Source organism: Kosakonia sp. MH5 (genome assembly GCF_009935945.1).
Taxonomy (GTDB): Bacteria; Pseudomonadota; Gammaproteobacteria; order Enterobacterales; family Enterobacteriaceae; genus Kosakonia; species Kosakonia radicincitans.
Genome location: NZ_QODH01000002.1, coordinates 392570 through 419509, shown reverse-complemented (window position 1 = coordinate 419509; position 26940 = coordinate 392570). Strand labels below are relative to the sequence as shown.

Below are 26940 nucleotides of genomic sequence, written 5' to 3'. Positions count from 1 at the left end.
ACATTGCGTGCTTTTTACACTGCACGGGTTAATATTTGAGCATTTCAGGAAATTCACTTTCTGTATCATAATTTCTTATAAAAAAATGCAGAAAAGCGCTCGCCATGCCCAGGATGTTCAGGTAACCTCGGTTCGTCTTGTCGCAAAGAGTGCTGTTATTCTCGTTGTGCGTTTTTTTGTGCGTTCTTCCACAAATCTATGCCGGAGTAATTGTCTCGATGCCTTCAGATAATTAATCTCGCTGCGTTGGCATTTTTATAACGATATTTATCGTTAAGGACTTCAAGGGAAAATAAGTAACATGGTCAAATCTCAGCCGATTTTGAGATATATCTTGCGGGCGATCCCTGCAATTGCAGTAGCGGTACTGCTCTCTGCTTGTTCTACAAATACCGCAAAGAACATGCATTCTGAGACGCTTGCTGTGGGTGAAGACAGTTCTTCACTGCAAACCTCTCAGGATGAATTTGAAAATATGGTTCGTAATCTGGACGTAAAAAGCCGCATTATGGATCAATATGCTGACTGGAAAGGCGTTCGCTACCGTCTCGGCGGCGACACCAAAAAAGGCATCGACTGTTCTGGTTTCGTGCAGCGCACCTTCCGTGAACAGTTTGGGTTAGAACTGCCGCGTTCCACATGGGAACAGCAGGAAACCGGTAAGTCCATCTCGCGCACCAGTTTGCGTACGGGCGATCTGGTTCTGTTCAGGGCGGGTTCAACGGGTCGACACGTTGGCATCTACATTGGCAATAACCAGTTTGTTCATGCTTCCACCAGTAACGGTGTGATGATTTCCAGCATGGATGAGCCTTACTGGAAGAAGCGCTACAACGAAGCGCGACGCATCCTGACACGCAGCTAATTGCTTAATGCCGGTTTACCCTTGAGCTGGCGATTAAGTCTAAAAACACTGCTCCGGCGGTGTTTTTTTATGCCTGTTGTATGCCATCCCCTTCTTTTCAAGTTATAGTCCAGCAACTGTTGCTCCCGCATCTCTGAACGCCTGGAATGGACCTGACACTATGTTCAGCCGTTATTTTTCCCTGAATCGCAAAATTATACTGATAAGCCTAATCGCGGGAGTACTCTCTGCATTGATTGTCGGTGGACTGCAATTGGGGCTGGAGCAGCATAAACGCGAAGATCGCTATACCGCATTAGTGAACAATATCCAGCACTGGCTCTCAGGCTATCTCCGTGAAATACGAACAACAGCAGAATCGCTGCAACCGTTCACGCTGAATGAGTGTCATGTCGTCGTCAGCGAGCTGACCTCCAGAGCCGCATTCACGATTAACGTGCGAGCGTTTCTGCTGGTAAAAGATCAACGAGCCTTTTGCTCATCGGCCACCGGCGAGATGAGTATGGCAATGAAAGATCTGGTACCGGATATCGACCTGACGAAAAACATGGATATGGTGTTACTGCCCGGCACACCGATGATGCCGAACAAACCCGCCATCGCCGTCTGGTTTCGCAGCCCGCTCCGGGAGAACCGCGGGGTGTTCGCCACGCTGAATATCAATCTGACACCTTATATGCTCTATACCTCGCAACGCCCCGATCTGACCGGCGTGGCGCTGGGCATCGGCAATCGTGCCGTTTCTACCTTTTCACCTGGTTTAGTTGATCTGAGTACGATAACCCCGCCGCCGATACGAGCTACGCACATTGAAGGGTCGCCAATCACGTTTTATCTCTATGCAGAAAAGTGGCGATCAGAGGATATTCAATTCGCCGTGCTGCTTGGTGCCACTTTTGGCATACTTTTTGGCCTGCTGACAGCCTATATCCTGCAAAACAATCTCACCCCTGGCCGCGAGATCCTGACCGGTATCAAGCGCGATCAGTTCTATATTGTTTACCAGCCAGTGGTGGAAGCGAAAAATTTGCAGGTCACCGGCGTTGAAGTTCTGATGCGCTGGAAGCATCCAACGGCAGGTGAAATACCGCCGGATGCATTTATTCATTTTGCTGAAGCCCAGCAACTGATTGTGCCGCTAACGCAGCATCTGTTCCGTTTAATCGCCCACGATGCGCCGCGATTAAAGACATTGCTGCCCGAAGGCGCAAAACTGGGCATTAACATTGCCCCAGGTCACCTGCAAGATGAAACCTTTATGCAGGATATCCGCCAGCTATCACGTTCACTCCCCGCCCACCATTTCAGTATCGTACTGGAGATCACCGAGCGGGATATGTTGCGTTTTAACGAAGTGACTGCGCGATTTGAGCAGCTTCGGGAAGAGGGCTACGAAACCGCTATTGATGATTTCGGCACCGGCCACAGTGCACTGATTTATCTGGAACGTTTCACGCTGGACTACCTGAAAATCGACCGTGGCTTCGTCAATGCCATTGGCACAGAAACCGTGACGTCGCCCGTGCTTGATGCCGTGCTGACGCTGGCAAAAAAGCTGAATATGCTGACCGTCGCCGAAGGTGTTGAAACGCCAGAGCAAGCCCGATGGCTGCGCGAACATGGCGTTCATTATATGCAGGGCTACTATTTTAGCCGTCCGATGACGCTGCAACAGTTTACCGAATGGCAGCCGCCGCCATTTTCCGCCCTGCTATAGGCGCGAATTATTTCACAACCTGCGGGGCCTCCCTTATTATTCAATGATTAGAGGTTAAGGCGCCTGCTGCGCCGCCGTTCACAGGAACACAGCGAATGAAGTTTTTGCGTATTTCAGCTTTCGTGCTGGCGTTTGCCGCTCTGGCTTGTCAGGCCCAGACCATTAAAGAGAGCGACTCATTTGCCGTGATCGGCGAGCCTAAATACGCCATCAACTTTACCCATTTTGACTACGTGAATCCTGCCGCACCGAAAGGCGGTAATGCAACGCTGTCGGTGATTGGCACCTTCGATAACTTCAACCGTTTTGCCATGCGGGGCAACGCCGCGGTCCGAACTGAATCACTGTACGATGCCCTGTTTACCACCTCCGATGATGAACCCGGCAGTTACTACCCGCTGGTCGCAGAAATGGCCCGCTATGCGGACGATTTCTCCTGGATGGAGGTTTCGCTGAACCCCCGCGCAACATTTCACGACGGTTCGCCCATCCGCGCCAGCGATGTGGCTTTTACCTTTCAAAAATTTATGACGGAAGGCGTGCCGCAATTTCGCCTGGTCTACAAGGGAACGACGGTGAAAGCGATTTCGCCGTTGACCGTACGCATTGTGCTGGCGAAACCGAGTAAAGAGAGCATGCTTAGCCTGCTGACGCTGCCAGTAATGCCGGAAAAATTCTGGAAAGATCACCGGCTGGATGAACCACTCTCGCGCCCTCCGCTGGGCAGCGGTCCTTATCGCATCAGCGCCTGGCGCATGGGGCAGTACATTACTTATAGTCGGGTCAAAGACTACTGGGGCGCGAATCTGCCGGTTAACCGCGGACGCTGGAATTTCGACGCGATCCGTTACGATTACTACCTCGACGATAATGTCGCGTTCGAAGCCTTTAAGGCGGGCGCATTCGATATGCGCAGCGAAAGTGATGCCAAAAACTGGGCCACGCGCTATACCGGCAGCAACTTCAGCCATGGTTATATTGTTAAAGATGAACAACCGAACGCATCAGCGCAGGATACTCGCTGGCTGGCGTTTAATATTCAGCGGCCGATTTTCAGCGATCGCCGCGTCCGCGAAGCCATCTCGCTGGCTTTTGATTTTGAATGGATGAACAAGGCGCTGTTTTACGGCGCCTACAGCCGCGCTAACAGCTATTTCCAGAACACTGAATACGCCGCGCGCGCTTATCCCGATGCGGACGAATTAGTCCTGCTGGCGCCGCTGAAATCACAAGTACCGCCGGAAGTTTTCACTTCCGTTTACACACCGGCAAAATCCGATGGCAGCGGTTATGACAGGGCTAATCTGCTCAAAGCCGATAAACTGCTGACGGAAGCGGGCTGGGTGCTGAAAAATCAGCGGCGAGTGAATGCGCAAACCGGCCAGCCTTTCACCTTTGAGCTGCTGCTGCCTTCCGGCGGCGATACCTTGTGGGTTCTCCCGTTCCAGCACAGCCTTGCACGCCTGGGCATCGATATGGAGGTGCGCCAGGTTGATAACTCGCAGGCCACCAGCCGCCTGCGCAGCCGCGATTACGATATGATGCCGCGCCTGTGGCGGGCGCAATTGTGGCCGAGTGAGGATCTGCAGATTGCCTGGAGCTCGCAATACATTGACTCTTCATATAACGCGCCCGGCGTCAAAAACCCGGCGGTGGATAATCTGATCGCGCAGATCGCGCACTGGCAGGGCAATAAGGAGAAACTGTTGCCGCTTGGTCGCGCACTGGATCGCGTGCTGACCTGGAATTACTACATGCTGCCAATGTGGTATATGTCGGCCGATCGCATCGCCTGGTGGGATAAATTCTCAATGCCTGGCGTTCGCCCGCTCTACTCACTGGGTTTTGACACCTGGTGGTATGACGTAAATAAAGCGGCAAAATTGCCCGCAGCCAGACGTTAAGGAGATCGGATGGGCACCTATATCATTCGCCGCTTATTGCTGATAATTCCCACTCTCTGGGCCATTATCACCATTAACTTTTTCATCGTGCAGATTGCCCCCGGCGGCCCTGTCGATCAGGCTATTGCCGCCATTGAGTTTGGCGATCATAGCGCATTGCCCGGTAGCGGCGCAGGCGGTATGGGCGCAACCCATGCGCGAACCGGCGTGGGCGATGTTCTCAGTAACAACAGCCACTATCGCGGCGGGCGCGGCCTCGATCCGCAAGTCATCGAAGAGATCAAAAAGCGCTATGGTTTTGATAAGCCGCTGTACCAGCGCTATTTCAAAATGCTGTGGGATTATATACGCTTCGACTTCGGTGACAGCCTGTTTCGCAGCGCCTCAGTGCTGCAATTGATCAAAGATAGCCTGCCGGTTTCTATCTCTGTCAGCCTGTGGGCAATGCTTATCGTCTATCTGGTGTCGATACCGCTCGGCATTCGCAAAGCGGTCTACAACGGCAGTCGTTTCGACATCTGGAGCAGCGCGGTCATTATCGTTGGCTACTCAATCCCCTCTTTCCTGTTCGCGATCCTGCTGATTATCTTTTTTTCCGGCGGCAGCTATTACGACATTTTCCCGCTTCGCGGACTGGTCTCGACAAATTTCGACACGCTGCCCTGGTATCAAAAAATCACCGACTACCTGTGGCATATCACTCTGCCGGTACTGGCTTCGGTGATTGGCGGATTAGCCGCGCTGACGATGCTGACCAAGAACTCCTTTCTGGATGAGATCCGCAAACAGTATGTGGTTACTGCTCGCGCCAAAGGCGTCAGCGAGCGCAATATCATGCGCAAACATGTGTTCCGCAACGCCATGCTGCTGGTGATTGCCGGTTTTCCTGCCACCTTTATCAGCATGTTTTTTACCGGTTCACTATTGATTGAAGTGATTTTTTCGCTTAACGGTCTTGGCCTGCTGGGCTATGAAGCCACGCTCTCGCGGGATTACCCGGTTATGTTTGGCACACTCTATATTTTCTCTCTGATCGGCCTGCTGCTGAATATCCTCAGTGATATCACTTATACGCTGGTGGATCCGCGAATCGATTTCGAGGGACGCTGATGTTTCAACTTAGCTATGTCAACCAGATGCGCTGGGAGCGCTTTCGCTATAACCGGCGCGGCTACTGGTCGCTATGGATCTTTTTAACCATTTTTATTCTCAGCCTGTTTGCCGAGTTGGTGGCGAATGACCGACCACTGCTGGTGCGTTATGAAGGGCACTGGTATGTCCCACTGGTTAAAAATTACAGTGAAAGCGATTTTGGCGGCCCGCTGGCCACGGCAGCGGATTATCAGGATCCGTGGCTGAAAAAGCAGCTTGAAGAGCACGGCTGGGCGTTGTGGGCGCCGGTGCGATTCGGCGCGCGCAGCATTAACTACGACACCGCTACGCCCTTTCCCTCACCGCCTTCAGCACAGAACTGGCTTGGCACCGATGCAAATGGCGGCGACGTTCTGGCGCGGATCCTCTACGGTACGCGAATTTCGCTGCTGTTCGGCCTGATGTTGACCTTTTGTACCAGTGTGATTGGCATCATGGCTGGCGCATTACAAGGCTATTACGGCGGTAAAATCGACCTGCTTGGACAACGTTTTATTGAAGTCTGGTCCGGTCTGCCAACGCTATTTTTAATTATTTTGCTCTCCAGCGTGATCCAGCCAGGCTTCTGGTGGCTGTTGGGTATCACTGTGCTGTTCGGCTGGATGACGCTGGTCAGCGTGGTTCGCGCTGAATTCCTGCGCACACGTAACTTTGACTATATCCGTGCCGCTCAGGCGCTGGGGGTTAGCGATCGCGCGATTATGCTGCGCCATATGTTGCCTAATGCGATGGTCGCCACCCTGACGCTGCTGCCGTTCGTGCTTTGCGGCTCAGTGGGAACGCTGACTTCGCTGGATTTCCTCGGCTTTGGTTTGCCGCTTGGCTCGCCGTCGCTGGGTGAGTTGCTGTTACAGGGGAAAAATAACTTACAGGCGCCGTGGCTGGGGATTGCCGCGTTCGTCTCCACCGCCCTGCTACTTTCGCTGCTGATTTTTATCGGCGAAGCGGTGCGCGACGCATTTGATCCGAATAAGGCGGTGTAATCATGGCCACTCCCCTGCTCTCTATCGATTCCCTCTCTATTGCTTTTCGTCAGCAGCAGACGTTACGCACCGTCGTCAGCGATCTCTCCTTGCGTATCGAAGCCGGTGAAACGCTGGCGCTGGTGGGTGAATCCGGTTCCGGCAAAAGCGTCAGTGCACTGTCGATCCTGCGCCTGCTGCCCTCGCCGCCGGTGGTTTATCCTGCTGGCGAAATTTTGTTCCACGGCGAGTCGCTGCTGCATGCCAGTGAACGCACGCTACGCGGTGTGCGCGGCAACACCATCGCCATGATTTTCCAGGAACCCATGGTGTCGCTTAACCCGCTACACACGCTGGAAAAACAGCTTTATGAGGTGTTATCGCTGCACAGAGGAATGCGTCGTGAAGCCGCGCGCGCGGAGATCCTTGATTGTCTGGATCGAGTAGGAATACGAAACGCACGCCAGCGTTTAGGGGATTTCCCACATCAATTTTCCGGCGGCGAACGCCAGCGCGTGATGATCGCCATGGCGCTGTTGACGCGCCCGGAGCTGCTGATTGCTGACGAACCCACCACCGCGCTGGATGTTACCGTGCAGGCGCAAATTCTGAAACTGCTGCGCGAACTGCGCGATGAGTTGAATATGGGGCTGCTATTTATCACCCATGATTTAGGCATCGTGCGCAAGCTGGCAGACAACGTTGCTGTGATGCAAAACGGTCGCTGCGTCGAGCAAAACAGCGCTCAGGCGTTGTTCAGCACGCCAGTGCATCCCTACACCCAGCGGTTGCTCAACAGCGAGCCATCAGGCGATCCCGTTCCGCTCCCTGACGATGCGCCGCCGTTACTGGAAGTACAAAATCTCGGTGTCAGCTTCCCGGTGCATAAAGGGATTTTTAAGCGTGTGATCGCGCATAATCAGGTGGTGCGTAATATCAACTTTTCTCTACGGGCGGGTGAAACGCTGGGGCTGGTAGGCGAATCGGGGTCCGGTAAAAGCACAACCGGGCTTGCGCTGCTGCGTCTGGTGGCTTCGCAGGGCACGATTTTTTTTGATGGGAAGCCGTTGCATCTCTGGAATCGTCAGCAGATGCTGCCGGTGCGTCATCGCATCCAGGTGGTGTTTCAGGATCCCAATTCCGCGCTCAATCCTCGTCTCAACGCACAGCAAATTATCGAAGAGGGCTTGCGGGTGCATCACCCCGCGTTAACGCGCAGTGCCCGCGAGCAGCGGGTGATTGAAGTGATGCAGGAAGTGGGCCTGGATCCCGAAACACGGCGGCGTTTTCCCGGCGAGTTTTCCGGCGGCCAGCGCCAGCGCATTGCGATTGCCCGTGCGCTGATCCTGAAGCCGGAACTGATCATTCTGGATGAACCCACCTCATCGCTGGATCGCACCGTGCAGGCGCAGATTCTTACATTGCTTAAGTCTTTACAGCAAACGCACCGGCTGGCGTATATCTTCATCAGCCACGATTTGCAGGTGATCCGCGCGTTATGTCATCAGGTCATTGTGCTGAAACAGGGTGAAGTCGTTGAGCAGGGTGAATGTCAGCGTATTTTTAGCGCGCCGGAACAGGCATATACACGTCAGCTGTTGTCATTACGCTGACGTTCAGAACGGGTTTTGGCGGGAGAATGGCTCGGCGATGGCAACGCCAAAGTTTTTCAGGCGGCAGGTCGCGGCGAACTCATCCTGGCAGTTGACGAACAGGCACGGCTCCCCTTCGCACTCCAGAACGGAACAATCCACTTCAATATCACTCAACGCCTGGCTGAGCTTGTGCATCACCGGCCAGGCATTATCACCATCCGGACTGAGCAGTTTTAAGGCGACAAGGCTGTCTTCCGCAGACTGACCATTTTGCGGAATCGGTTCAACTTTTGCGCCTGCAAAACCATCCAGCCAGCGATAAGACTGGGGCAGACGATGGATGATGGAGAGCTGTAATGTATTCACTTTCTTTCCCCAGAAGTACTTACACTTCACAAATATTTCACATCTAGATTAACACAATATTGACAATTCATCTTGTCAACTACGCAGAAAAGGTCACATCCCGCGCAGCGTATGGGCTGGCTGCTCATTTATCTGGGTTTTAATGGGTAAGCAACGGACCGTGTTTCGCGCTATATGTACCCGTTTCTGCGATCTAACTCAACCTTTTTCACTACAATGATGTGACTTTTTACACTAATTGATTTTACATAAAATAAACAATTGCGGGCGAATGTATGTCGTTTCTGGTTGACATGCATCAAAAAAGGGAACGTTTTCACGCTCCCTTTGGTGAGGATTCAGGCAGGTTTCTTTGAACGGCTGGCGTAGAGGTAAAAGAGGATTGAGCTGGTCGCACAAAAGGTGATCGACCAGATCATTGGCCAGGCGGTGTTAAAGGTCGCCATCGACAACAACGCGCCGACAATCGCGCCGATGCCGAAACGGAACGTGCCCGCCAGCGACGAGGCCGTTCCTGCCATATGCGGGAATTCATCAAGAATTACGGCCATCGCATTGGATGCCACCAGCGATACGCAGCCGACAAATGCCGCCACGCCGAGCACCAGCGACCAGAAGCCCACACCCAACAAGGCTGTCATTACCATCCACATAGCCATCGCGAACTGGATCCACAACCCACTACGGAACATGTTCAGCGCGCCGACACGACGCACAAAACGGCCGTTGATAATCGTCATGATAAACAGGAACACAATATTCAGCGCAAAGTAATAACCAAAATTCTGCGGTGAAACGTGGTTGATTTGGATATAGACGAACGGCCCGGCGCTGAGAAAGGAGAACATTCCGGCAAAGCTGAAGCCGCTCGCCAGCATATAGCTCAGCACACGTTTGTGGCGAAACAGCGAAGCAAAGTTGACGATGGTGGTGCGCAGGTGAAACTTATGCCGTTTCTCAACGGGCAGCGTTTCGGGGATAAAGAGCATAATCATCACCGACGCCAGCAGCGCGGCAATCGCCAGGATCCAGAAAATAGCATGCCAGCTAAACCAGACCAGCACCGCGCCGCCGACCATTGGTGCCAGCAATGGCGCAATAGTGGTGACCAGCATGACAAACGACATCATGCGCGAGAACTCCTCACGCGGGTAGATATCGCGCATCAGGGCGTTGATCACCACGCTCGATGCCGCTGCCGCCAGACCGTGGAAAAAGCGCATGGTGATCAGTTGATCGATGCTCTGCGCCAGCGCGCAAGCGACAGCCGCGGCGGCAAAGATCAGCGTACCGCCAAGAATAACCGGCTTACGCCCGATGCTGTCGGCCATCGGCCCGTACAGCAACTGCCCCACCGCAAACCCCAGAATATAGGTGCTGAGGGTCATCTGCGCGCTGCCCGCCGGGACGCCAAACTGCTCGGCGATCACCGGCAGTGCCGGCAGATACATATCAATGGATAACGGCATCAGCATGGCCAACAGGCCAAGAATGAACACTATACTCAGTGAAGAGTGTGGCCTGCTGGTCACGAAGATCTCCTGAAATTAACGAAAAGGCATGCCAACGCTGGCGATTTCATCTTCTGTCAGCGGCCGATACTCGCCGGGAGCCAGATCCTCATCCAGCGCAATCGCGCCGATCCGCTCGCGGTGCAGCGCGACGACATGGTTACCGACAGCCGCAAACATGCGTTTCACCTGATGATAGCGGCCTTCGCTGATGGTCAGGCGCACCTGCGTCGGGGTGATCACTTCCAGCTCTGCGGGTTTGGTGAGATCTTTCTCGTTATGCAACTGGATGCCATGAGCAAACTGCGCGGCGGTATCTTCGCTGACCGGAGACTCGAGCGTCACCAGATAGGTTTTTTCGCAGTGATGGCGCGGCGAAGTAATGCGGTGCGACCATTGACCATCATCGGTCATCAGCACCAACCCGGTAGTGTCGATATCCAGACGCCCCGCGGCATGCAGCTTGTGGGCAACCGGTTCATCAAGAAAATAGAGCACGGTGGGATGATCCGGATCGTCGGTAGAACAGACGTAACCTTCCGGTTTATGCAGCATAAAATAGCGCGGGCCATTCTGCTGAACCAGGGTGTTGCCCTCGTATTCAACCTCGTGCTCAGGTTGCAGTTTAAAGGCTGTATCTCTGACGATGTCGCCATCGACGGTAACACGGCTGGCGCGGATTTCACGCCCGGCAATCGCCCGGCTGACGCTAAGCTGCTGAGCGATAAACTTATCAAGTCGCATGAATTTTTCTGGCCTGTATGGTGCTGGGTGCGGGCAAAACGCCCACAAGAAGAAATGAGTACCCTGACAGTATAACGAGCATCACAAACCGCTCAAAGGAAAGATTCGTGGCATACTGTGCAGTGTCACCCTGCAACCCATCGAGACCATGACTTTTACGCTACGCCCTTATCAACGTGAAGCGGTGGATGCCACCCTCGCCCATTTTCGCAAACATGCTGAACCCGCCGTGATTGTGCTGCCTACCGGCGCAGGAAAAAGCCTGGTGATCGCTGAACTGGCACGGCTCGCTCGTGGCCGTGTACTGGTGCTGGCACACGTCAAAGAACTGGTGGCGCAGAATCATGCGAAATATGTGGCGCTGGGGCTGGAAGCCGATATTTTCGCCGCCGGGTTGAAGCGTAAGCAGAGCCACGGAAAAGTGGTGTTCGGCAGCGTACAGTCGGTGGCGCGCAACCTGGAGCAGTTTCAGAGCGAGTTTTCCCTGCTGGTGGTCGACGAGTGTCATCGTATCAGCGACGATGACGACAGCCAGTACCAGCAAATCCTCAGCCACTTGCGCGAAGTGAACCCTCACGTGCGTTTGCTTGGCCTTACCGCCACGCCTTTTCGGCTGGGAAAAGGCTGGATTTACCGCTTTCACTATCACGGCATGGTGCGCGGCGACGAAAAAGCGCTGTTCCGCGACTGCATTTATGAGCTGCCGCTGCGTTATATGATCAAGCACGGCTATTTAACACCGCCGGAACGGCTGGATATGCCGGTCGTGCAGTACGATTTCAGCCGCTTACAGGCGCAAAGTAATGGGCTGTTCAGCGAGACCGATCTTAACCGCGAACTGAAAAAGCAGCAGCGCATTACCCCGCATATCATCAGCCAGATTATTGAATTCGCGCAAACGCGCAAAGGGGTGATGATTTTTGCGGCGACCGTCGAGCATGCGCGGGAGATTACCGGCCTGTTACCCGCAAACGATGCGGCGCTCATCACTGGTGAAACGCCAGGCCCGCAACGCGATGCGCTGATTGAGGCATTCAAAAATCAGCAGTTCCGTTACCTGGTTAACGTGGCGGTGCTGACCACCGGTTTCGATGCGCCGCATGTTGATTTAATTGCCATTTTACGACCAACGGAATCCGTCAGCCTGTATCAGCAAATTGTCGGACGCGGCCTGCGACTTGCACCCGGTAAAACCGACTGTCTGATCCTTGATTATGCCGGGAACCCTCACGATCTCTATGCGCCGGAAATTGGTGCGCCGAAAGGCAAAAGCGATAACGTCCCGGTGCAGGTTTTCTGCCCCGGCTGCGGCTTCGCCAACACCTTCTGGGGAAAAACTACCGCCGACGGCACGCTGATTGAACACTTTGGTCGCCGCTGCCAGGGCTGGCTGGAAGATGATGAAGGCAACCGCGAGCAGTGTGATTACCGTTTTCGCTTTAAAAACTGCCCGCAGTGCAATGCGGAAAACGATATCGCGGCCCGCCGCTGCCGCGCCTGCGATACCGTGCTTGTCGATCCGGACGATATGCTGAAAGCAGCGCTGAAGTTAAAAGATGCGCTGGTGCTGCGCTGTAGCGGCATGACGTTGCAACACGGTGCCGATGAGAAAGGCGAATGGCTAAAAATCACCTATTACGATGAAGATGGCGCCGATGTCAGCGAGCGCTTCCGCCTGCAGACACCTGCCCAGCGAACCGCTTTCGAACAGCTGTTTATCCGCCCGCATACGCGCACGCCCGGCGTGCCACTGCGCTGGATTGTCGCCGCCGATATCGTGACGCAACAGGCGCTGTTGCGTCATCCCGATTTTGTGGTCGCCCGCATGAAAGGGCAGTACTGGCAGGTGCGGGAAAAGGTGTTTGATTATGAGGGGCGCTTCCGGCGGGCGCATGAATTGCGCGGGTAAACGTACTTTTGATTGATGTATCGAACGTTCGAGGATAGAATACCGCCCGCTTTTGCATCCGCAAAGCCGATCATCTGCCTGTTGCTGGGTCGCCTGTAACAGGATTTATTTAAGAGAGATTTAAATGTTTACTATTAACGCAGAAGTACGTAAAGAGCAGGGTAAGGGTGCGAGCCGCCGCCTGCGCGCAGCGAACAAGTTCCCGGCAATCATCTACGGTGGAACTGAAGCGCCGATCGCTATCGAACTGGATCACGACAAACTGTGGAACATGCAGGCGAAAGCTGAATTCTACAGCGACGTTCTGACCATTGCAGTTGATGGCAAAGAAGTAAAAGTAAAAGTTCAGGCTGTACAGCGTCACGCGTTCAAAGTACGCCTGACTCACATCGACTTCGTTCGCGCTTAATCGCCGACAAGTTGAAGAAAACCCCGCTCCGGCGGGGTTTTTTTATGCCTTATCAACGTCGATACACGGCTCGCTGAGTCATATGGCGGCTCACGTCGTGCGTAAAAGAAAACCTGCCCAAATGAGCAGGTTTCAGAGGATTACTTCCCACCCGTGAATCGGCGTTGCAGTTGATCGCGCAGATTCGGCGGCGTGCCTTTGATGGTCAGCGTATCCGTAGCCGGATCCCAGAAAATACGTTCGCCCAGCAGCAAAGCATCAAAGTTGATCGTCAGACCACCGCCGCTGCCCGCAAATTTGGTCAGCTGTCGCAGGGTACTGCGATCCGCCGGGAAACTCTCTTCCAGCTCGTAGCTCTGGCCTGCGGTAAACTCTTCGAAGCTTACTTCGCTGACGCCCGCCAGCTCTTTAGAGAGCGATGCCAGTTCAATCTCTTCGCCCGCCTGCAACTGCTCATTGCAGTAGGTATAAACCTGCTGGCGCACGGTCTGGCGTTCTGATTTATCCAGTTCGGCCTGCGCGGTGAAGTCGTCTACCGCCTGCAACAGACCGCGGTTTTGCGCTTTCGCGTTCAACCCTTCGCTGGCGCCGAGGAAATCCATAAAGAAGTCTGCGACTTTGCGCCCTACTCGCCCTTTCAGGAAGGTCAGATAGCGGGTTGATTCCGGATTAGTTTCCCACTCGGTTAAATCAATGCGCGCCACAATATCGGCATGATTAATATCGAGATAATGCGTCGAGCTGATGTCGAGATTTTCATTGACGCGCATGCTGCTTAAGTTGTTCAGCACCGCCACCAGCAGATACTCCACCGCCAGGTAGCGGTAGTGGCAAAACAGCACAATACCGCCATCAGCAAACGGATATTTCGCCAGTTCATCACGTAAGCGCCCGGTTGCCGCGCGGCTGAAAGCAAGGAACTCTTCCTCGCCCTGACGCTGAAGACGCAGCGCCTGCGCCAGTTCGCTCTCTTCGTTAAACAGACCGTAGGCTTTATTTTTGGCGCTGTATACCCGATGCAGTTCCGCCATCATCTCTTCGACAGGTGCGGTCGGTTCCAGCAAAGAATCGCGCAGCACCAGTTCAAGGGTTTGCTCATCGCGCTTGATAAGCTGGTGCAGGGCAATCTGGTTGATGTCCAGACTCATGATAAACTCTCCTTTTAGACGGCGGTATTCAACCACCACCAACGCAACTGTGCAACTGCTGATAAAAAAGCAGAAAAAAAGCGATTGCTACGGTAATATGTTGCCCTTTCATGAGTAAACAGATTCCGATTTATGCCACAAATCTCCCGCTACAGTGATGAACACGTTGAACAGCTGCTCAGTGAGCTGGCAAACGTGCTGGAAAAACACAAAGCCCCGACCGATCTCTCCCTGATGGTGCTGGGCAATATGGTGACGAACCTGATCAACACCAGCGTCGCCCCTGCACAACGTCAGGCGATCGCGAAATCGTTCGCTCAGGCTTTACAATCGTCAATTGGCGACGACAAAGCGCATTAAGGGAAATATCGACAGTCTATGGTGACCAATCGTCAGCGCTACCGTGAAAAAGTCTCCCAGATGGTAAGCTGGGGGCACTGGTTTGCGTTGTTCAACATTTTGTTGTCCATCGTTCTCGGTAGCCGTTATCTGTTTGTCGCCGACTGGCCGACTACCCTCTCCGGGCGTATCTATTCTTATCTCAGCGTGGTTGGGCATTTCAGCTTTCTGGTGTTCGCCACCTACTTGCTTGTGCTCTTCCCGCTGACGTTTATTGTAATGTCGCAGCGCCTGATGCGCGTGCTGTCCGCCATCCTTGCGACGGCGGGCATGACGCTGCTGCTGATCGACAGCGAAGTATTTACCCGTTTCCACCTGCATCTTAATCCTGTTGTCTGGGAACTGGTGATTAACCCGGACCAGAACGAAATGGCGCGGGACTGGCAGCTCATGTTTATCAGCGTGCCGGTGATCTTGCTAATTGAGATGTTATTCGCCACCTGGAGCTGGCAGAAGCTGCGCAGCCTGACGCGCCGTCGCCACTATGCCAAGCCGCTGGCCGCCTTTTTCTTCGTCGCCTTTATTGCCACGCATGTGATGTATATTTGGGCCGACGCCAATTTCTATCGCCCGATTACCATGCAGCGCGCTAACCTGCCGCTCTCTTATCCTATGACCGCGCGACGTTTTCTGGAAAAACACGGTTTGCTGGATGCGCAGGATTATCAGCGCCGACTGGTGGAACAAGGCAGCCCTGAAGCCGTCTCCGTACAATACCCCTTAAGCGATCTGCGCTACGCTGATATGGGTTCCGGTCAGAATGTACTGCTGATTACCGTTGATGGCCTCAACTATTCACGTTATGAAAAACAGATGCCGCAACTGGCCAGCTTTGCACAGCAGAACGTCAACTTTACGCAGCATATGAGTTCCGGCAACACTGCTGACAATGGCTATTTCGGCCTGTTCTACGGCATCTCGCCGGGTTACATGGACGGCGTGCTGTCGGCGCGTATTCCGGCGGCGCTGATCACTGCCTTTAACCAGCAGGGTTACCAGCTTGGCTTGTTCTCTTCGGACGGCTTCAGCAGCCCGCTCTACCGCCAGGCACTGCTCTCCGATTTCTCATTGCCAGCCGCGCAAACGCAGAGTGACGAGAAAACCGCCTCGCAGTGGATCAACTGGCTGGAGCATTATGCGCAGGATGATAATCGCTGGTTCTCGTGGATTTCGCTGAACGGCACGGCGTCTCTGGACAGTTCGCAGCCAAACTTCGCGCGTAAATACAGCCGCGCGGCGGCAGATGTCGATGCGCAAATCGGGCGCGTGCTGGATGCGCTGCGCGCGACGGGCAAGCTGGACGATACGGTGGTGATTATTACCGCTGGCCATGGCGTTCCTGAAAGCAAAGCGGACGATAGTTTCGAATGGTCGCGTAGCCGGCTGCACGTTCCACTGGTCATCCACTGGCCGGGAACGCCGGCGCAGCGTATCAATACGCTGACGGATCATAAAGATGTGATGACCACGCTGATGCAGCGGCTGCTGCATGTCAGCACGCCAGCCAACGCCTGGTCACAGGGGCAGGATCTGTTTAACGTACCGCGCCGCCACAATTGGGTCACCGCGGCGGGCGGCGGCACGCTGGCGATAACCACGCCGGAGATGACGCTGGTGCTGAGTCCTAACGGCAATTACCATACCTGGAATGCGCAGGGTGAGAAGATCCGCGATCAAAAACCGCAGCTCAGTTTGTTGCTGCAAGTGTTAACGAATGAAAAACGTTTTATCGCTAACTGATTGATTAATTATGAATCACTCAGGTGCCCCTCTGCTTGCAATCAGCAACGAAAAGGGTACTATTAGCGCCACATGTCGGCACGTAGCGCAGCCTGGTAGCGCACTGTCATGGGGTGTCAGGGGTCGGAGGTTCAAATCCTCTCGTGCCGACCAAAATTCTCCAAAAAAACCAACCCATGCGGTTGGTTTTTTTTATGCCTGTAATTTACTGAAGGTAATACGCGGCGTCAGACAAACACGCTTACCTGGCATCGACCACGGTACAGTTGATCACGCTACCGCCCGGATAACTCAGTTTAAACCGCTGTCCGTTAGCCGGAATGGCTTTATCAGACAAAGAGAGTGAATAGCCATCCGCTAACATTTTTGTCGATTCATCCACTTCATATGTGTTGGTATTCACCGTCCATGCAGGGCTAAATTTGTTACCTCGGGCATTAATGCAATCTGCTTTTAAGGTGTAGACCCCATTTCGCGAAGTGGCAGACTTTGGCAGCAATTCCGCTTTACGCTTATTGCCGGGCTTTACAGATGCCGTCTGTAACTGGTTTTGCAGGGCTCCGATCTGCTTATCTTTCGTGTTCATCTGCGATCGCAGTGAGTCCACATAATCAGAGGACGAATGATTAGCCACAGCACCACCCGTAACATAACCGCCAACGCCCAGGACAATACTGAATACGAACAGCTTTTTAATCCAGCCGCGCAGAATACCCAACTTTTCATCTTGTTCCTGTGAAGTACGGTGCCACTTGATTGCCAGTTCTTTTGCTTCGCGCAAATCGGCAGGGTTACCTCTGGCGGCAGCTAAAGCATTTTCAAGATGTAAAACCCTGCGCCGCTCATCATCAAATGAACGTTGCAGCGCCGCATATTCCGCTCTGAGCGCTGCCAACTCGGCACCGTGCTGTGCCTCCTCCTTACGGACCAGAAACGCTTTGGGATTGAGCCCTTCTTTTTGCATCGCAGCGGCGGCCGTTCTAAGCGCCTGCGCAGCCTCATACGCGCTGGAATTATTCAGTGCGCTACCGATCATCTTTTTTATTTTTTCCGTCATCCTGTTTCCCTGTTACAGGCCGCACATTACCGTAACTCATTGTATCTAAAAGTGCAGGCTTGCCAAATATCGGATATCCATCAACTAACAGGTAAAAAAAACCGCAACGCATCCGTTACGGTTTTATTTTTTCGGAAAGGCAATTACAGTGCGATATCCGCAACCGTTTCGCCATCGTTGTGCGGCTGGGTCGTTGGCTTCTGCACCGGTGGCGTGGCATCTGCTACCAGAGACTCGTCGCATTTCAACCCAAGGATCTCGCTGGTGTAGCGCAGCTCTGCATCGGCAGCTTCAATATTGCCGTTAAGTTGCGTACCAAAAGAGGGGATGATCTCTTTCAGCTTCGCTTGCCAGGCTGCGGAAGCAAAGCGTTCAGTAAACACTTTCTCCATCAGCTCAAGCATAATCGGCGCCGCGGTAGATGCCCCCGGCGAGGCGCCCAGAAGCGCAGCAATAGTACCTTCTTTATCGCTCACCACTTCGGTGCCGAGGCGCAGTACGCCGCCCTTCCCGGCTTCACGTTTGATGATCTGTACACGCTGACCCGCCTGCCACAGACGCCAGTCCTCTTTCATCGCCAGCGGGTAGTATTCTCGCAGTGCGTCGAAGCGGTCATCTTCGTTTTGCAGTACCTGGCTGACCAGATATTTTACCAGGCTGAAGTTGGTCATTCCCACCGTCAGCATCGGTAAAATATTGGATGAGTTGGTCGAACGCAGCAGATCCCACAGCGAACCGTTTTTCAGAAAACGTGTTGAGAAGGTCGCGAACGGTCCGAACAACAGCACACGTTTACCATCAATAATGCGGGTATCAATATGCGGAACCGACATCGGCGGTGCGCCAACGGTCGCCTGACCATAGACTTTTGCCAGATGGTGGTTGACCACATCCGGGTTCTCCGCCACCAGGAACTGGCCGCCAACCGGGAAACCGGCATAGTCTGCCGCTTCCGGAATACCGGATTCCTGCAACAATTTCAGCGCCGCGCCGCCCGCGCCAATAAAGATAAACTTCGCTTTTACCACGCGCTCGCCGCCACCTTTCAGGTTGCTGAGCGTCACGCTCCAGCTGTTATCGGCATTGCGTTTGAGGCTGCGAACTTCCGTGCTCAGTTGCAAAGAGAAGTTCTCTTTTTTCTGCAATGAGCCAATCATCTGGCGCGTCAGTTCACCGAAGTTAACGTCGGTACCAATCTCGGTGCGGGTAGCGGCGATTTTTTGCTTCGCATCACGCCCTTCCATCACCAGCGGCGCCCACTGTTTGATCTGCTCGGGATCTTCGGAATAGCGCATACCGCGGAACAGCGAACACTGCTGCAACGCTTTGTAACGGGCACGCAGGAAGTTCACATTGTCATCGCCCCAGACAAGGCTCATATGCGGTACGGTGTTAATAAATGAGCGCGGTTCGCGCAGCACACCGGTTTTGACCTGATGCGCCCAGAACTGGCGAGAAATACGGAACGCTTCGTTGATTTCAATCGCTTTTTTAATGCTGACCGTGCCGTCAGCCGCGCGCGGGGTGTAGTTCAGCTCCATTAAAGCAGCATGGCCCGTACCGGCGTTGTTCCAGCCGTTCGAGCTCTCCTCTGCCAGGGCATCCAGCCGTTCCACCATCGTAATCGACCAGTCGGGTTCGAGATCCTGAAGCCAGGTACCCAATGTGGCACTCATGATCCCACCACCGATTAAAAGCACATCTGTTTCCTGCTCTTTCGATGCGGACGCTTTCGCTGCCTTTGAGACAGCATTTAGCCCGACAGCCATCGAAAACAGCCTGGCAGTCATTCTTTTCATGGTATTAATGCCTTACTTTTAGTGCTGTTTTATTCGCATTTATTGAGGGTAAAGTAGTTAACCCTCCTAACGTAGCACTTAAGAAGTGAGATTTAAATAATGTTTAAACATTAAATATTCATTGTATAAATGTTACTAATAAGTTGATTTTCCAGATTAGATTTAACACTTATTGTTGACCCGCCGCGGTTAAAATCTGCTATTATTTTGCGCTTTGCCAAACGCACCGATGCTGTTTGCGCGCCTGTTGTTGAACGCCACACCGACCTGCGAACCTTATGACTGAAAAATTACACTCCCCGGCAAACCGTAGCGTTGATGTCCTGCGTTCCCCGTCATTATTGACCCGTGAATGTCTGGCTGGCGTGATCACTGCGCTGGCGCTGATCCCGGAAGTGATCTCTTTCTCGGTGATTGCCGGTGTCGACCCGAAAGTGAGCCTGATTGCCTCGGTCGTACTGTGCCTCAGCATGTCTTTTTTGGGCGGACGCCCGGCGATGGTGACGGCGGCAGCGGGGTCAGTCGCTCTGGTTATCAGTCCTATGGTTAACCAACACGGTATGGAATACATCCTCCCGGCGGTTTTACTGGCGGGGGTGATTCAAATTCTCTTCGGTCTGAGCGGTATGGCGCGACTGATGCGCTTTATTCCTCATGCGGTGATGACCGGTTTCGTCAACGCACTTGGCATTCTGATCTTCTTTGCACAAATCCCCCATTTCTGGAGCAAAGACCCGCTGATTGTGGGGCTTTTCGTACTGACGCTGCTGATTGTACTGTGGCTGCCGCGCTGGGTAAAAAGCATCCCTGCGCCGCTGGTTGCCATTGTGTTACTCACCGCGTTTACTCTCTTCAGCGGGCAGATTCTGCCGACCGTGGGCGATGAAGGCCCAATGCAGGGCGGATTACCGGGGATAAGCTCATTTCTGGTTCCGCTCAACTGGCAGACATTGAATATCGTCTGGCCCTGCGCGCTGAGTATCGCCTTTGTTGGTTTGATGGAATCCCTGCTGACCGCCAAACTGGTGGACGATTTAACCCATACGCCTTCGCACAAAGGCCGCGAGAGCGCCGGGCTTGGCATCGCCAATATTCTGGCGGGGTTCTATGGTGGGATCGCTGGCTGTGCGATGATCGGTCAGACCATTGTGAATGTGGAGATGGGTAAAGGTCGCACGCGCGTCTCAACGCTGGCTGCCGCGCTGGTGCTGTTGCTGCTGGTGACAGCACTCAGTAGCGTGATGGCGAAAATTCCGATGGTTGTGCTGGCGGGTATTATGGCCATCGTTGCCTTTAAAACCTTTAACTGGGGCAGCCTGCAACCGGCAACGCTCAGGCAGGCGCCGGTCATGGAAACGGTGGTGATGCTGGTCACGGTGGTCGCTACCGTCAGTACCGGTAACCTGGCGATTGGTGTGCTGGGCGGGCTGGTCACGCTGGCGCTCACGCCGCCAAAGTGGCGTAAGTCAGCAAACGTTACAGCAAAAACAGCGTCGCCAGCCCAAGAAAAATAAAGAAGCCACCGGTATCCGTGATCGCGGTGATCATCACGCTGGAGCCAACCGCCGGGTCGCGCCCCAGCCGGGTCATGATCATCGGGATCAACACTCCCATCAACGCCGCCATCAATAAGTTCAGCACCATCGCCAGCGTCATGACGCCGCCCAGCGCCGCATCGTCGTACAGCCACCATGTGATGCAGCCCATAATGCCGCCCCACACCAGACCGTTAATCAACGCGACGCCAAGTTCACGCATAATCAGGAAAGCAAAGTTGCCCGGCTGAATGTTTTGTAACGCCAGCGCGCGCACAATCATGGTAATAGTTTGGTTGCCGGTGTTGCCGCCAATCCCGGCGACAATCGGCATCAGCGACGCCAGCGCCACCAGTTGCGAAATGGTGTGTTCAAAACCGTCGATCACGCGCGAGGCGATAAATGCCGTACACAAGTTGATAGCCAGCCACGCCCAGCGGGTTTTCACCGCTTTGCTTACCGGGGCAAACACGTCTTCTTCGGCGCTCAGACCGCCCATCTGGCGCAAATCGTTATCAGTCTCTTCATAGACCACATTGACGATCTCATCGATGGTCAGACGGCCCATCAACATTCCGTTATCATCGACCACTGCCGCGCTAAGCAGGTTGTCACGCTCGAAAGTACGCGCCACTTTTTCCGCGTCCTCTTCCGGAGAAAAGGCCACCGGATCCTCATCCATCACTTCGCTGACCCGACTCCCGGCGGCATTGAGCAAAATGGTTTGCAACGCCAGTTCCCCCATCAGCCGGTTATCACGGCCGATAACAAACAGTTTGTCGGTGTTGTCCGGCATTTTGCCGAGTCGTCGCAGATAGCGCTGAACCGCCGCCAGCGTTACTTCAGAGCGCACGGTGATCACCTCGAACTCCATGATCGCGCCGACACAGTTTTTGCCGTAGCGCATCACTTCCCGCATGCGGTTACGCTCTGCGCGCGGTAATGTCGCCATTAAGCGGCCGGTCAGGTTACGCGGCAGATGCTGCACCAGCCAGATTTGGTCGTCGATATCCAGCGTTTGCAGTGCATCGAGCAGCGCGCGGTCACTCATCTCATCAATCAGGTCATCCCAGACATTTTCCGACGCTTCAAGCAGAACTTTGCCGCGTTTATCATCGCTCACCAGCCGCCATAATGCGTGGCGTTCATCTACCGGCAAGGCCTCCAGCGTATCGGCGAGATCCGGCGGCGGCAAGTGGGAGACCAGCGCGTTAACCTCTGCCAGATCCCGCTCCAGCGAAGCGCTATCCACCTGCTCGGCGAGGGTGAGTTGTCCGAGCAGTGAGGCGGTAAGCGGTTTATGGGTGATCAGTAACCAAATCAGGCGCGCACGCTCCTCGTCGCGCAGTTTGACGCTGTTTTTTTTGCTCAATGACATTAGCCGTTCCCTGAATGCAAAGCGCCCTGAAGCCGGGGCCGAATAGACTTAAGCATAGCGGCAGCTTTTGTAAAAAATAATAAACAGCGGGGGCGTTTGGTGAAAAAAGGAGCGAATGCCCCCTTCGCTCGAAGGGGGCGCATTGCTCAGGCAGTGCGGGAGACGGCGTCGCGGGAAGCTTGCGCGCGCTCTTCACCGACCAGCTCAGTCAACCGACCATTGCGCATCTCCAGCAGGCGGTCGGCGTGGGTAAAATAGTGATCGTCGTGGCTGATGGCAAAAATGGTTTTCCCCATCTGTTGCATCAGCGGCAGCAACACCTGGTAGAAGTCGCGGCGGAAATGGGGATCCTGATCGGCCGCCCATTCGTCAAGCAACAAAATATCGCGCTCTTCCGCCAGCGCCAGCAGCAGCGCCACGCGCTTTTTCTGCCCTTTCGAGAGCTTCAGATTGAGGATCTTGCCGTTGTTCAGTTCCAGTTTATGCGCCATCTTCAACTGATCCAGCCACTTATCGACCAGCGCCGGATCCGCCGGTTTACCTTCCGGCCCGAGCAGATCGTCAAACAACCAGACATCGGTAAACACCGCCGAGAACAGTTTGCGATAATCTTCCGGGCGATCCTGCGCCATCGGTTTACCATCCAGCAGGATCTCGCCGGAAACTGGCTGATACAGCCCGGTCAGCAGCATCGCCAGCGTTGATTTACCGCTGCCGTTGCCCCCAATCAGAAACACCAGTTCGCCCCGGTTCAGCGTCATGTTGATCGGGCCGACAGAGAAATCATTCTCCTGATATTTAAAGGTCACGTTGCGCAGCTCCAGCGTTTTCCAGCCGGGGAAAGCCTGCGGACGCGGAAATGCTGGCTGATACGGCGCCAGAGCAAAATGCTTCAGTTTTTTGAAAGCAACCTGGGCGCTCAACAGCGTCGGCAATGCGCCGACCGCCGACAGCAACGGCGTACGTAAAAATAGCAGCGTCAGCGAATAGGTTGCCGCAACGTTGGTATCCGCCCAGCCCAGACTATTTGCCATCCAGAACACGAGGCCAATCGCGCCGAGCATCATAATGTTCGACCAGTTGACGGCGCTGAGATGGAAAGTGTCGGCACGAATAATATGGTGGCGGTACTCGCGCGCATCCGGCAGGTACATCTTCTCGAAAATATGTTCGGCGCGTTCCCGATTCAGATTCAGCTCTTTGCGCCCTTCCAGCACCGTCTGGAAATCGTTATAGAGCTTGTCTTCCGTCTCGCGCAGCGTCGCCATATGTTTATACACGCGGGAAACCAGAATAAAGCCGCCCCAGATGTTCAGCGCCATCCACAGTGCAGTGATCACCAGCATTTTGCCGGATAGCATCGCCAGATAAATGCACGAACCTACAGTCAGGATAATGCCCTGCACCAGTTCCGGCAGGCGCACAAAAGCGATGGTGATGTTGCGCACATCGCTGGTCAACCCGGCCAGTAGCGACGCGCTGCCCAGTTGTTCAATGCGCTCCACCGGCGTATCGAGGATCCGTTTGATAAATTCACTACGCAGACGGTAAATGAAATGGTGGCCGAGCGTGGTCAGCGCCAGTTGCGAGCCGAGTGTCACCGCCATTAACAGCAGCAGCAAGCCGAGAAATTCCGGTAGCACGGCCAATGATATATCGACGGTTTCGATCAGACGCTGGTTAATAAAAGCGATCAGCCCGATACCCAATGCAGCGCTGGCAAGGGTAAGCGCCAGTACCGCCACGAATGGCCAGCGATACTGCCGCCAGACAAGAAGAAGGAGTTCCATAACAACGGCCCGGTCAACAAAAACAGCCAGCAGTTTAAACGGACACTGTTTTACATCAAGAATAATTCTTATTTTTATTCGCTGTTGCCAGCCTGGCGGAACGTCAGGTTGTAACGACACTCGCCAGTCACCGGGTGATAACCCGCTTTCAGCGGCGCGATGCCATGATAAAAGAGCCGCGATTCACCGCCCCACACCACAATATCGCCATGTTCCAGCATCAATCGTTGCAGCGGATCGTTACGCTTCAGCCCACCAAACTGGAAAATAGCCGGTAAGCCCAGCGAGACAGAGACAATCGGCGCGCGCAAATCAGGTTCGTCCTTATCCTGATGCAGCGATAACTTCGCACCAGGCGCGTAACGGTTGATCAGGCAGGCATCCGGGCGAAACTCAGGGTAACCCGCCGCAATGCTGGCTTTATGACATAGCGCCGTGAACGCAGCCGGCATTTCCGGCCACGGCTGCGCCGTTTGCGGATCGACAGGCGCGTAGAGATAACCGTGCTGATTAGTCGTCCAGCCAAGCCTGCCGCAATTGGTCATCGCCACGGACATGGTATACCCGCCCGGCGTGACCATATGGCGCAGCGGCGACTGGCCAACCACCTGCGCAATGCCGCGCATCAGCGCTTCCACATGCCGCAGCGCAAAACGGCGCAGCACCACCGCGCCGGGCGCCAGCGGCTCCTGCCAGGGTTCTTCATCGGCAAACAAATCGAGCATTAACTCTCCTCTTTTTTCGCTTCCCGTTGCAGTAGTTGCGCTTTGCGTGCGATTCCCCAGCGATAACCGGAGAGCGCGCCATCGCCACGTACCACGCGATGACAAGGGATAACAATCGCCAGCTTATTCGCTGCGCAGGCGCTGGCCACCGCCCTCACCGCAGCGGGTTTGCCTATTTGCTGCGCAAGGCGCTGATAGCTGATCGTTGTGCCAGCAGGGAGTTCGCGCAGCGCCTGCCATACCTGGAGCTGGAAAGCCGTGCCGCGCAAATCCAGCGGCAATGTAAATGGCGCATCCGCACGATCAAGACGGCGGATCACCTGCGCGACGCGTTCAAGCATCGCCTCATCGCCCTGCACGTTTCGGGCATGAGGAAAAATCGTATGCAGTTCTGCCAACAGTTGTTCATCACTGTCGGCCAGTAAAATGGCACAGATGCCCCGTTCACTTTCCGCCACCAGACAGCGCCCCAGCGAACAGTCACTCAGGGCGTAACGAATATCAGCATCGTCACCGCCACGGCGAAACTGACGCGCCGTCATTCCCAGCGCGGCATCCGCCTGGCGATAGTAGCTGCTACTGTCGGGGAACCCCGCCGCCAGCACGGCATCGGTCACCGTGTCGCTCTCTGCCAGCGTGTTGCGCAGACGCCGGGCGCGGAAGGCTTGCTGCCAGGCTTTCGGTGTCATCCCGGTCACGGATTTAAACAGACGATGAAGATGGTACGGGCTGATGCCCACTTCAGTTGCCAGTTGATCGAGGGTGACAGGCATATCCTGCTCCAGCAATCGACAAGCGGTGGCCACTTTATCCAGCCGCTGCTGTTGCGGATGCGCTTTATCGGGCTGGCAACGTTTGCATGGGCGAAAACCCGCGGCAACAGCGCTATCGGCATCCGAGAAGAAACGCACATTCTGGCGCAGGGCGTGGCGCGCGCGACAAGACGGGCGGCAGAAGATACCGGTGGTCAGCACCGCAAAAACAAACTGACCATCCGCCTGTGGGTTGCGCGCCAGCACCGCCTGCCAGCGCTGTTCATCAAGTAAAGTCGTCTCGTTCATGTCAGGCTCCTTATTTAAGCTTAGCCCCACTGTGCACGCTCGCGAAGAACCCGACACCCGCAATCTTGCGTTTTAATTTTTTTCGCTGACCAGGAAGGAAGAAAATTGCGGCGACATCCAGGTGCTAAAACCGTCACCCTCTTTCATGATCATAAATACCGCCAACCCTTCTCGCGTCACCACTTTTTTGGCTTTATCGGTACCCAGTACCATTAAGCCGGTGTCCCACGCATCCGCTTCCAGCGCCGTAGGTGCAATCACAGTGACCGAAACCAGGCGGTGATCGATGGGACGCCCGGTGCGCGGATCGATAATATGCGAAATACGTTTGCCATCCAGCTCGTAATAGTTGCGATAACTTCCGGAGGTGCTGATCCCATGACCGTTAATATCGACCACGGCTTGCGCGACATTTTCACGATCGGTCGGTTTCTGAATCGCTACCCGCCACGGCTGGCCCTGCGCATTCATGCCCCGGCTGGCAAGCGCGCCGCCGACGGAAACCAGATAGCGGGCAATCCCTTCATGCTCCATAAGCCGCGCCAGATGATCCGCCGCATAGCCTTCACCGACTGTCGATAAATCGACGAACAGATCCGGCAGATCTTTTTGCAGGAATTGTTCCCCCGCGCGGTTAATCACCGTCAGATGCTGCAAGCCGGTACGGGCTTTTGCCGCATCAATTTGCGCCTGCGTTGGGCTGACTATCGGTTGTTTATCCGGACCAAATCCCCACAGATTCACCAGCGGCCCAACGGTAATATCCATTGCACCGTCCGTTTTTTCCCCGACCCGCAAAGCGATGGTCACAATATCCGCCATTGCGGCGCTGACCGGCCAGAGCGCGGTACTGGTCGCGTGATTAAAGCGCATTAGCACAGAATCGCTCTTCCACGTTGACATTAAACGATCGTCAGCATCCAGCTGAGTCTGAATTTTTTGCTGTAGCGCCTGAGCGCGCTGCGCATCAATATCCACCAGACTAACGCGCCAGAAAGTCCCCATCGTTTTGCCTTCCAGCACGGTTGGTTGCGCCTGTTCGCTGCGATCGCAGCCAGCCAATAACAGCAGCGAGGCGGCCACGAAGCTGCGGAAAATAGTCATTGTCATTGCTTGTTATCTCCTTGCTGGCGGCAAGCGTACATCAAAAACCGGACAATAAAAAAGGCGCCTT

General features: G+C 54.5%; 22 protein-coding genes and 1 tRNA gene. 12 read left to right on the top strand and 11 right to left on the bottom strand.

Going from position 1 to position 26940, the window contains the following annotated elements; translation table 11 throughout:
• Window positions 1-301 precede the first annotated feature (301 nt).
• The 6 genes from mepS (at window position 302) to yejF (ending at window position 8213) form a co-directional block, all read left to right on the top strand.
• Window positions 302-865 (top strand): bifunctional murein DD-endopeptidase/murein LD-carboxypeptidase, encoded by a 564-nt coding sequence (mepS, locus tag DK872_RS08330; RefSeq protein ID WP_007371151.1) that lies wholly within the window; start codon window positions 302-304, stop codon window positions 863-865.
• 160 nt (window positions 866-1025) lie between these two features.
• Window positions 1026-2582, top strand: a complete 1557-nt coding sequence (locus tag DK872_RS08325; RefSeq protein ID WP_007371150.1) for a cyclic di-GMP phosphodiesterase — start codon at window positions 1026-1028, stop codon at window positions 2580-2582.
• A 95-nt stretch (window positions 2583-2677) separates the two neighbouring features.
• A complete protein-coding gene (locus DK872_RS08320) occupies window positions 2678-4486 on the top strand; it encodes an extracellular solute-binding protein (protein WP_071921089.1) in 1809 nt (602 codons plus the stop codon).
• A 9-nt stretch (window positions 4487-4495) separates the two neighbouring features.
• On the top strand, window positions 4496-5596 hold the full coding sequence (locus DK872_RS08315; RefSeq protein WP_079517637.1) for a microcin C ABC transporter permease YejB: 1101 nt from the start codon (window positions 4496-4498) through the stop codon (window positions 5594-5596).
• On the top strand, window positions 5596-6621 hold the full coding sequence (locus DK872_RS08310) for a microcin C ABC transporter permease (RefSeq protein WP_107146551.1): 1026 nt from the start codon (window positions 5596-5598) through the stop codon (window positions 6619-6621). Before DK872_RS08315 ends, DK872_RS08310 begins: the two co-directional genes overlap by 1 nt.
• A gap of 2 nt (window positions 6622-6623) precedes the next feature.
• Window positions 6624-8213 (top strand): microcin C ABC transporter ATP-binding protein YejF, encoded by a 1590-nt coding sequence (gene yejF, locus DK872_RS08305; RefSeq protein ID WP_035888837.1) that lies wholly within the window; start codon window positions 6624-6626, stop codon window positions 8211-8213.
• 3 nt (window positions 8214-8216) lie between these two features.
• Here yejF and DK872_RS08300 read toward each other — a convergent pair whose 3' ends face one another.
• From DK872_RS08300 to rsuA, 3 genes are all read right to left on the bottom strand, one after another.
• Window positions 8217-8561 carry a YejG family protein gene (locus tag DK872_RS08300; protein WP_007371145.1) on the bottom strand — a complete coding sequence of 115 codons (345 nt, stop codon included), beginning with the start codon at window positions 8559-8561 and terminating at the stop codon, window positions 8217-8219.
• A gap of 338 nt (window positions 8562-8899) precedes the next feature.
• Entirely contained in the window at window positions 8900-10093 is a 1194-nt protein-coding gene (locus DK872_RS08295; protein ID WP_072439672.1) for a Bcr/CflA family multidrug efflux MFS transporter, read from the bottom strand.
• A gap of 15 nt (window positions 10094-10108) precedes the next feature.
• The gene (gene rsuA, locus DK872_RS08290; RefSeq protein WP_007371143.1) at window positions 10109-10816 is read right to left on the bottom strand and encodes a 16S rRNA pseudouridine(516) synthase RsuA; all 708 of its coding nucleotides are present in this window, start codon (window positions 10814-10816) and stop codon (window positions 10109-10111) included.
• A 148-nt stretch (window positions 10817-10964) separates the two neighbouring features.
• On the opposite strand from rsuA, the gene DK872_RS08285 reads away from it, so the two are divergent.
• On the top strand, window positions 10965-12725 hold the full coding sequence (locus tag DK872_RS08285; RefSeq protein ID WP_035888834.1) for a DEAD/DEAH box helicase: 1761 nt from the start codon (window positions 10965-10967) through the stop codon (window positions 12723-12725).
• 124 nt (window positions 12726-12849) lie between these two features.
• Window positions 12850-13134: a 50S ribosomal protein L25 gene (rplY, locus tag DK872_RS08280; protein WP_007371141.1), complete on the top strand. Its 285-nt coding sequence runs from the start codon at window positions 12850-12852 to the stop codon at window positions 13132-13134.
• Window positions 13135-13274: 140 nt separating this feature from the next.
• Here the strand turns inward: rplY and yejK are convergent, their stop codons facing one another.
• Window positions 13275-14282 (bottom strand): nucleoid-associated protein YejK, encoded by a 1008-nt coding sequence (gene yejK / locus DK872_RS08275; protein ID WP_071921093.1) that lies wholly within the window; start codon window positions 14280-14282, stop codon window positions 13275-13277.
• A gap of 132 nt (window positions 14283-14414) precedes the next feature.
• Here yejK and DK872_RS08270 point away from each other — a divergent pair, with 132 nt between their 5' ends.
• From DK872_RS08270 to DK872_RS08260, 3 genes are all read left to right on the top strand, one after another.
• Window positions 14415-14642 carry a YejL family protein gene (locus tag DK872_RS08270; protein WP_007371139.1) on the top strand — a complete coding sequence of 76 codons (228 nt, stop codon included), beginning with the start codon at window positions 14415-14417 and terminating at the stop codon, window positions 14640-14642.
• An 18-nt stretch (window positions 14643-14660) separates the two neighbouring features.
• Entirely contained in the window at window positions 14661-16421 is a 1761-nt protein-coding gene (gene yejM, locus DK872_RS08265; protein ID WP_007371138.1) for an LPS biosynthesis-modulating metalloenzyme YejM, read from the top strand.
• Between the two features lie 76 nt (window positions 16422-16497).
• Window positions 16498-16574: transfer RNA gene (locus DK872_RS08260), tRNA-Pro, on the top strand.
• An 88-nt stretch (window positions 16575-16662) separates the two neighbouring features.
• Here DK872_RS08260 and DK872_RS08255 read toward each other — a convergent pair.
• Entirely contained in the window at window positions 16663-17478 is an 816-nt protein-coding gene (locus DK872_RS08255; protein ID WP_007371137.1) for a hypothetical protein, read from the bottom strand.
• A gap of 143 nt (window positions 17479-17621) precedes the next feature.
• Window positions 17622-19277, bottom strand: a complete 1656-nt coding sequence (gene mqo / locus DK872_RS08250) for a malate dehydrogenase (quinone) (protein ID WP_007371136.1) — start codon at window positions 19275-19277, stop codon at window positions 17622-17624.
• Window positions 19278-19555: 278 nt separating this feature from the next.
• Between mqo and DK872_RS08245 the strand changes: the two genes are divergently transcribed.
• Window positions 19556-20791 carry a SulP family inorganic anion transporter gene (locus DK872_RS08245; protein ID WP_161518224.1) on the top strand — a complete coding sequence of 412 codons (1236 nt, stop codon included), beginning with the start codon at window positions 19556-19558 and terminating at the stop codon, window positions 20789-20791.
• Here the strand turns inward: DK872_RS08245 and mgtE are convergent.
• The 5 genes from mgtE to apbE form a co-directional block, all read right to left on the bottom strand.
• Window positions 20754-22190, bottom strand: a complete 1437-nt coding sequence (gene mgtE / locus DK872_RS08240) for a magnesium transporter (protein ID WP_161518223.1) — start codon at window positions 22188-22190, stop codon at window positions 20754-20756. The genes DK872_RS08245 and mgtE overlap by 38 nt on opposite strands.
• A 146-nt stretch (window positions 22191-22336) precedes the next feature.
• Window positions 22337-23980 (bottom strand): multidrug ABC transporter permease/ATP-binding protein, encoded by a 1644-nt coding sequence (locus tag DK872_RS08235; protein ID WP_161518222.1) that lies wholly within the window; start codon window positions 23978-23980, stop codon window positions 22337-22339.
• 74 nt (window positions 23981-24054) lie between these two features.
• Complete coding sequence (gene alkB, locus DK872_RS08230) at window positions 24055-24705, bottom strand: DNA oxidative demethylase AlkB (protein WP_161518221.1); 651 nt, start codon at window positions 24703-24705, stop codon at window positions 24055-24057.
• Window positions 24705-25766, bottom strand: coding sequence for a bifunctional DNA-binding transcriptional regulator/O6-methylguanine-DNA methyltransferase Ada (gene ada, locus DK872_RS08225; RefSeq protein WP_161518220.1), 1062 nt, complete (start codon window positions 25764-25766; stop codon window positions 24705-24707). The genes alkB and ada overlap by 1 nt, the downstream gene beginning before the upstream one ends.
• 72 nt (window positions 25767-25838) lie before the next feature.
• Window positions 25839-26876 carry an FAD:protein FMN transferase ApbE gene (gene apbE / locus DK872_RS08220; RefSeq protein WP_161518219.1) on the bottom strand — a complete coding sequence of 346 codons (1038 nt, stop codon included), beginning with the start codon at window positions 26874-26876 and terminating at the stop codon, window positions 25839-25841.
• Between the last annotated feature and the right edge of the window lie 64 nt (window positions 26877-26940).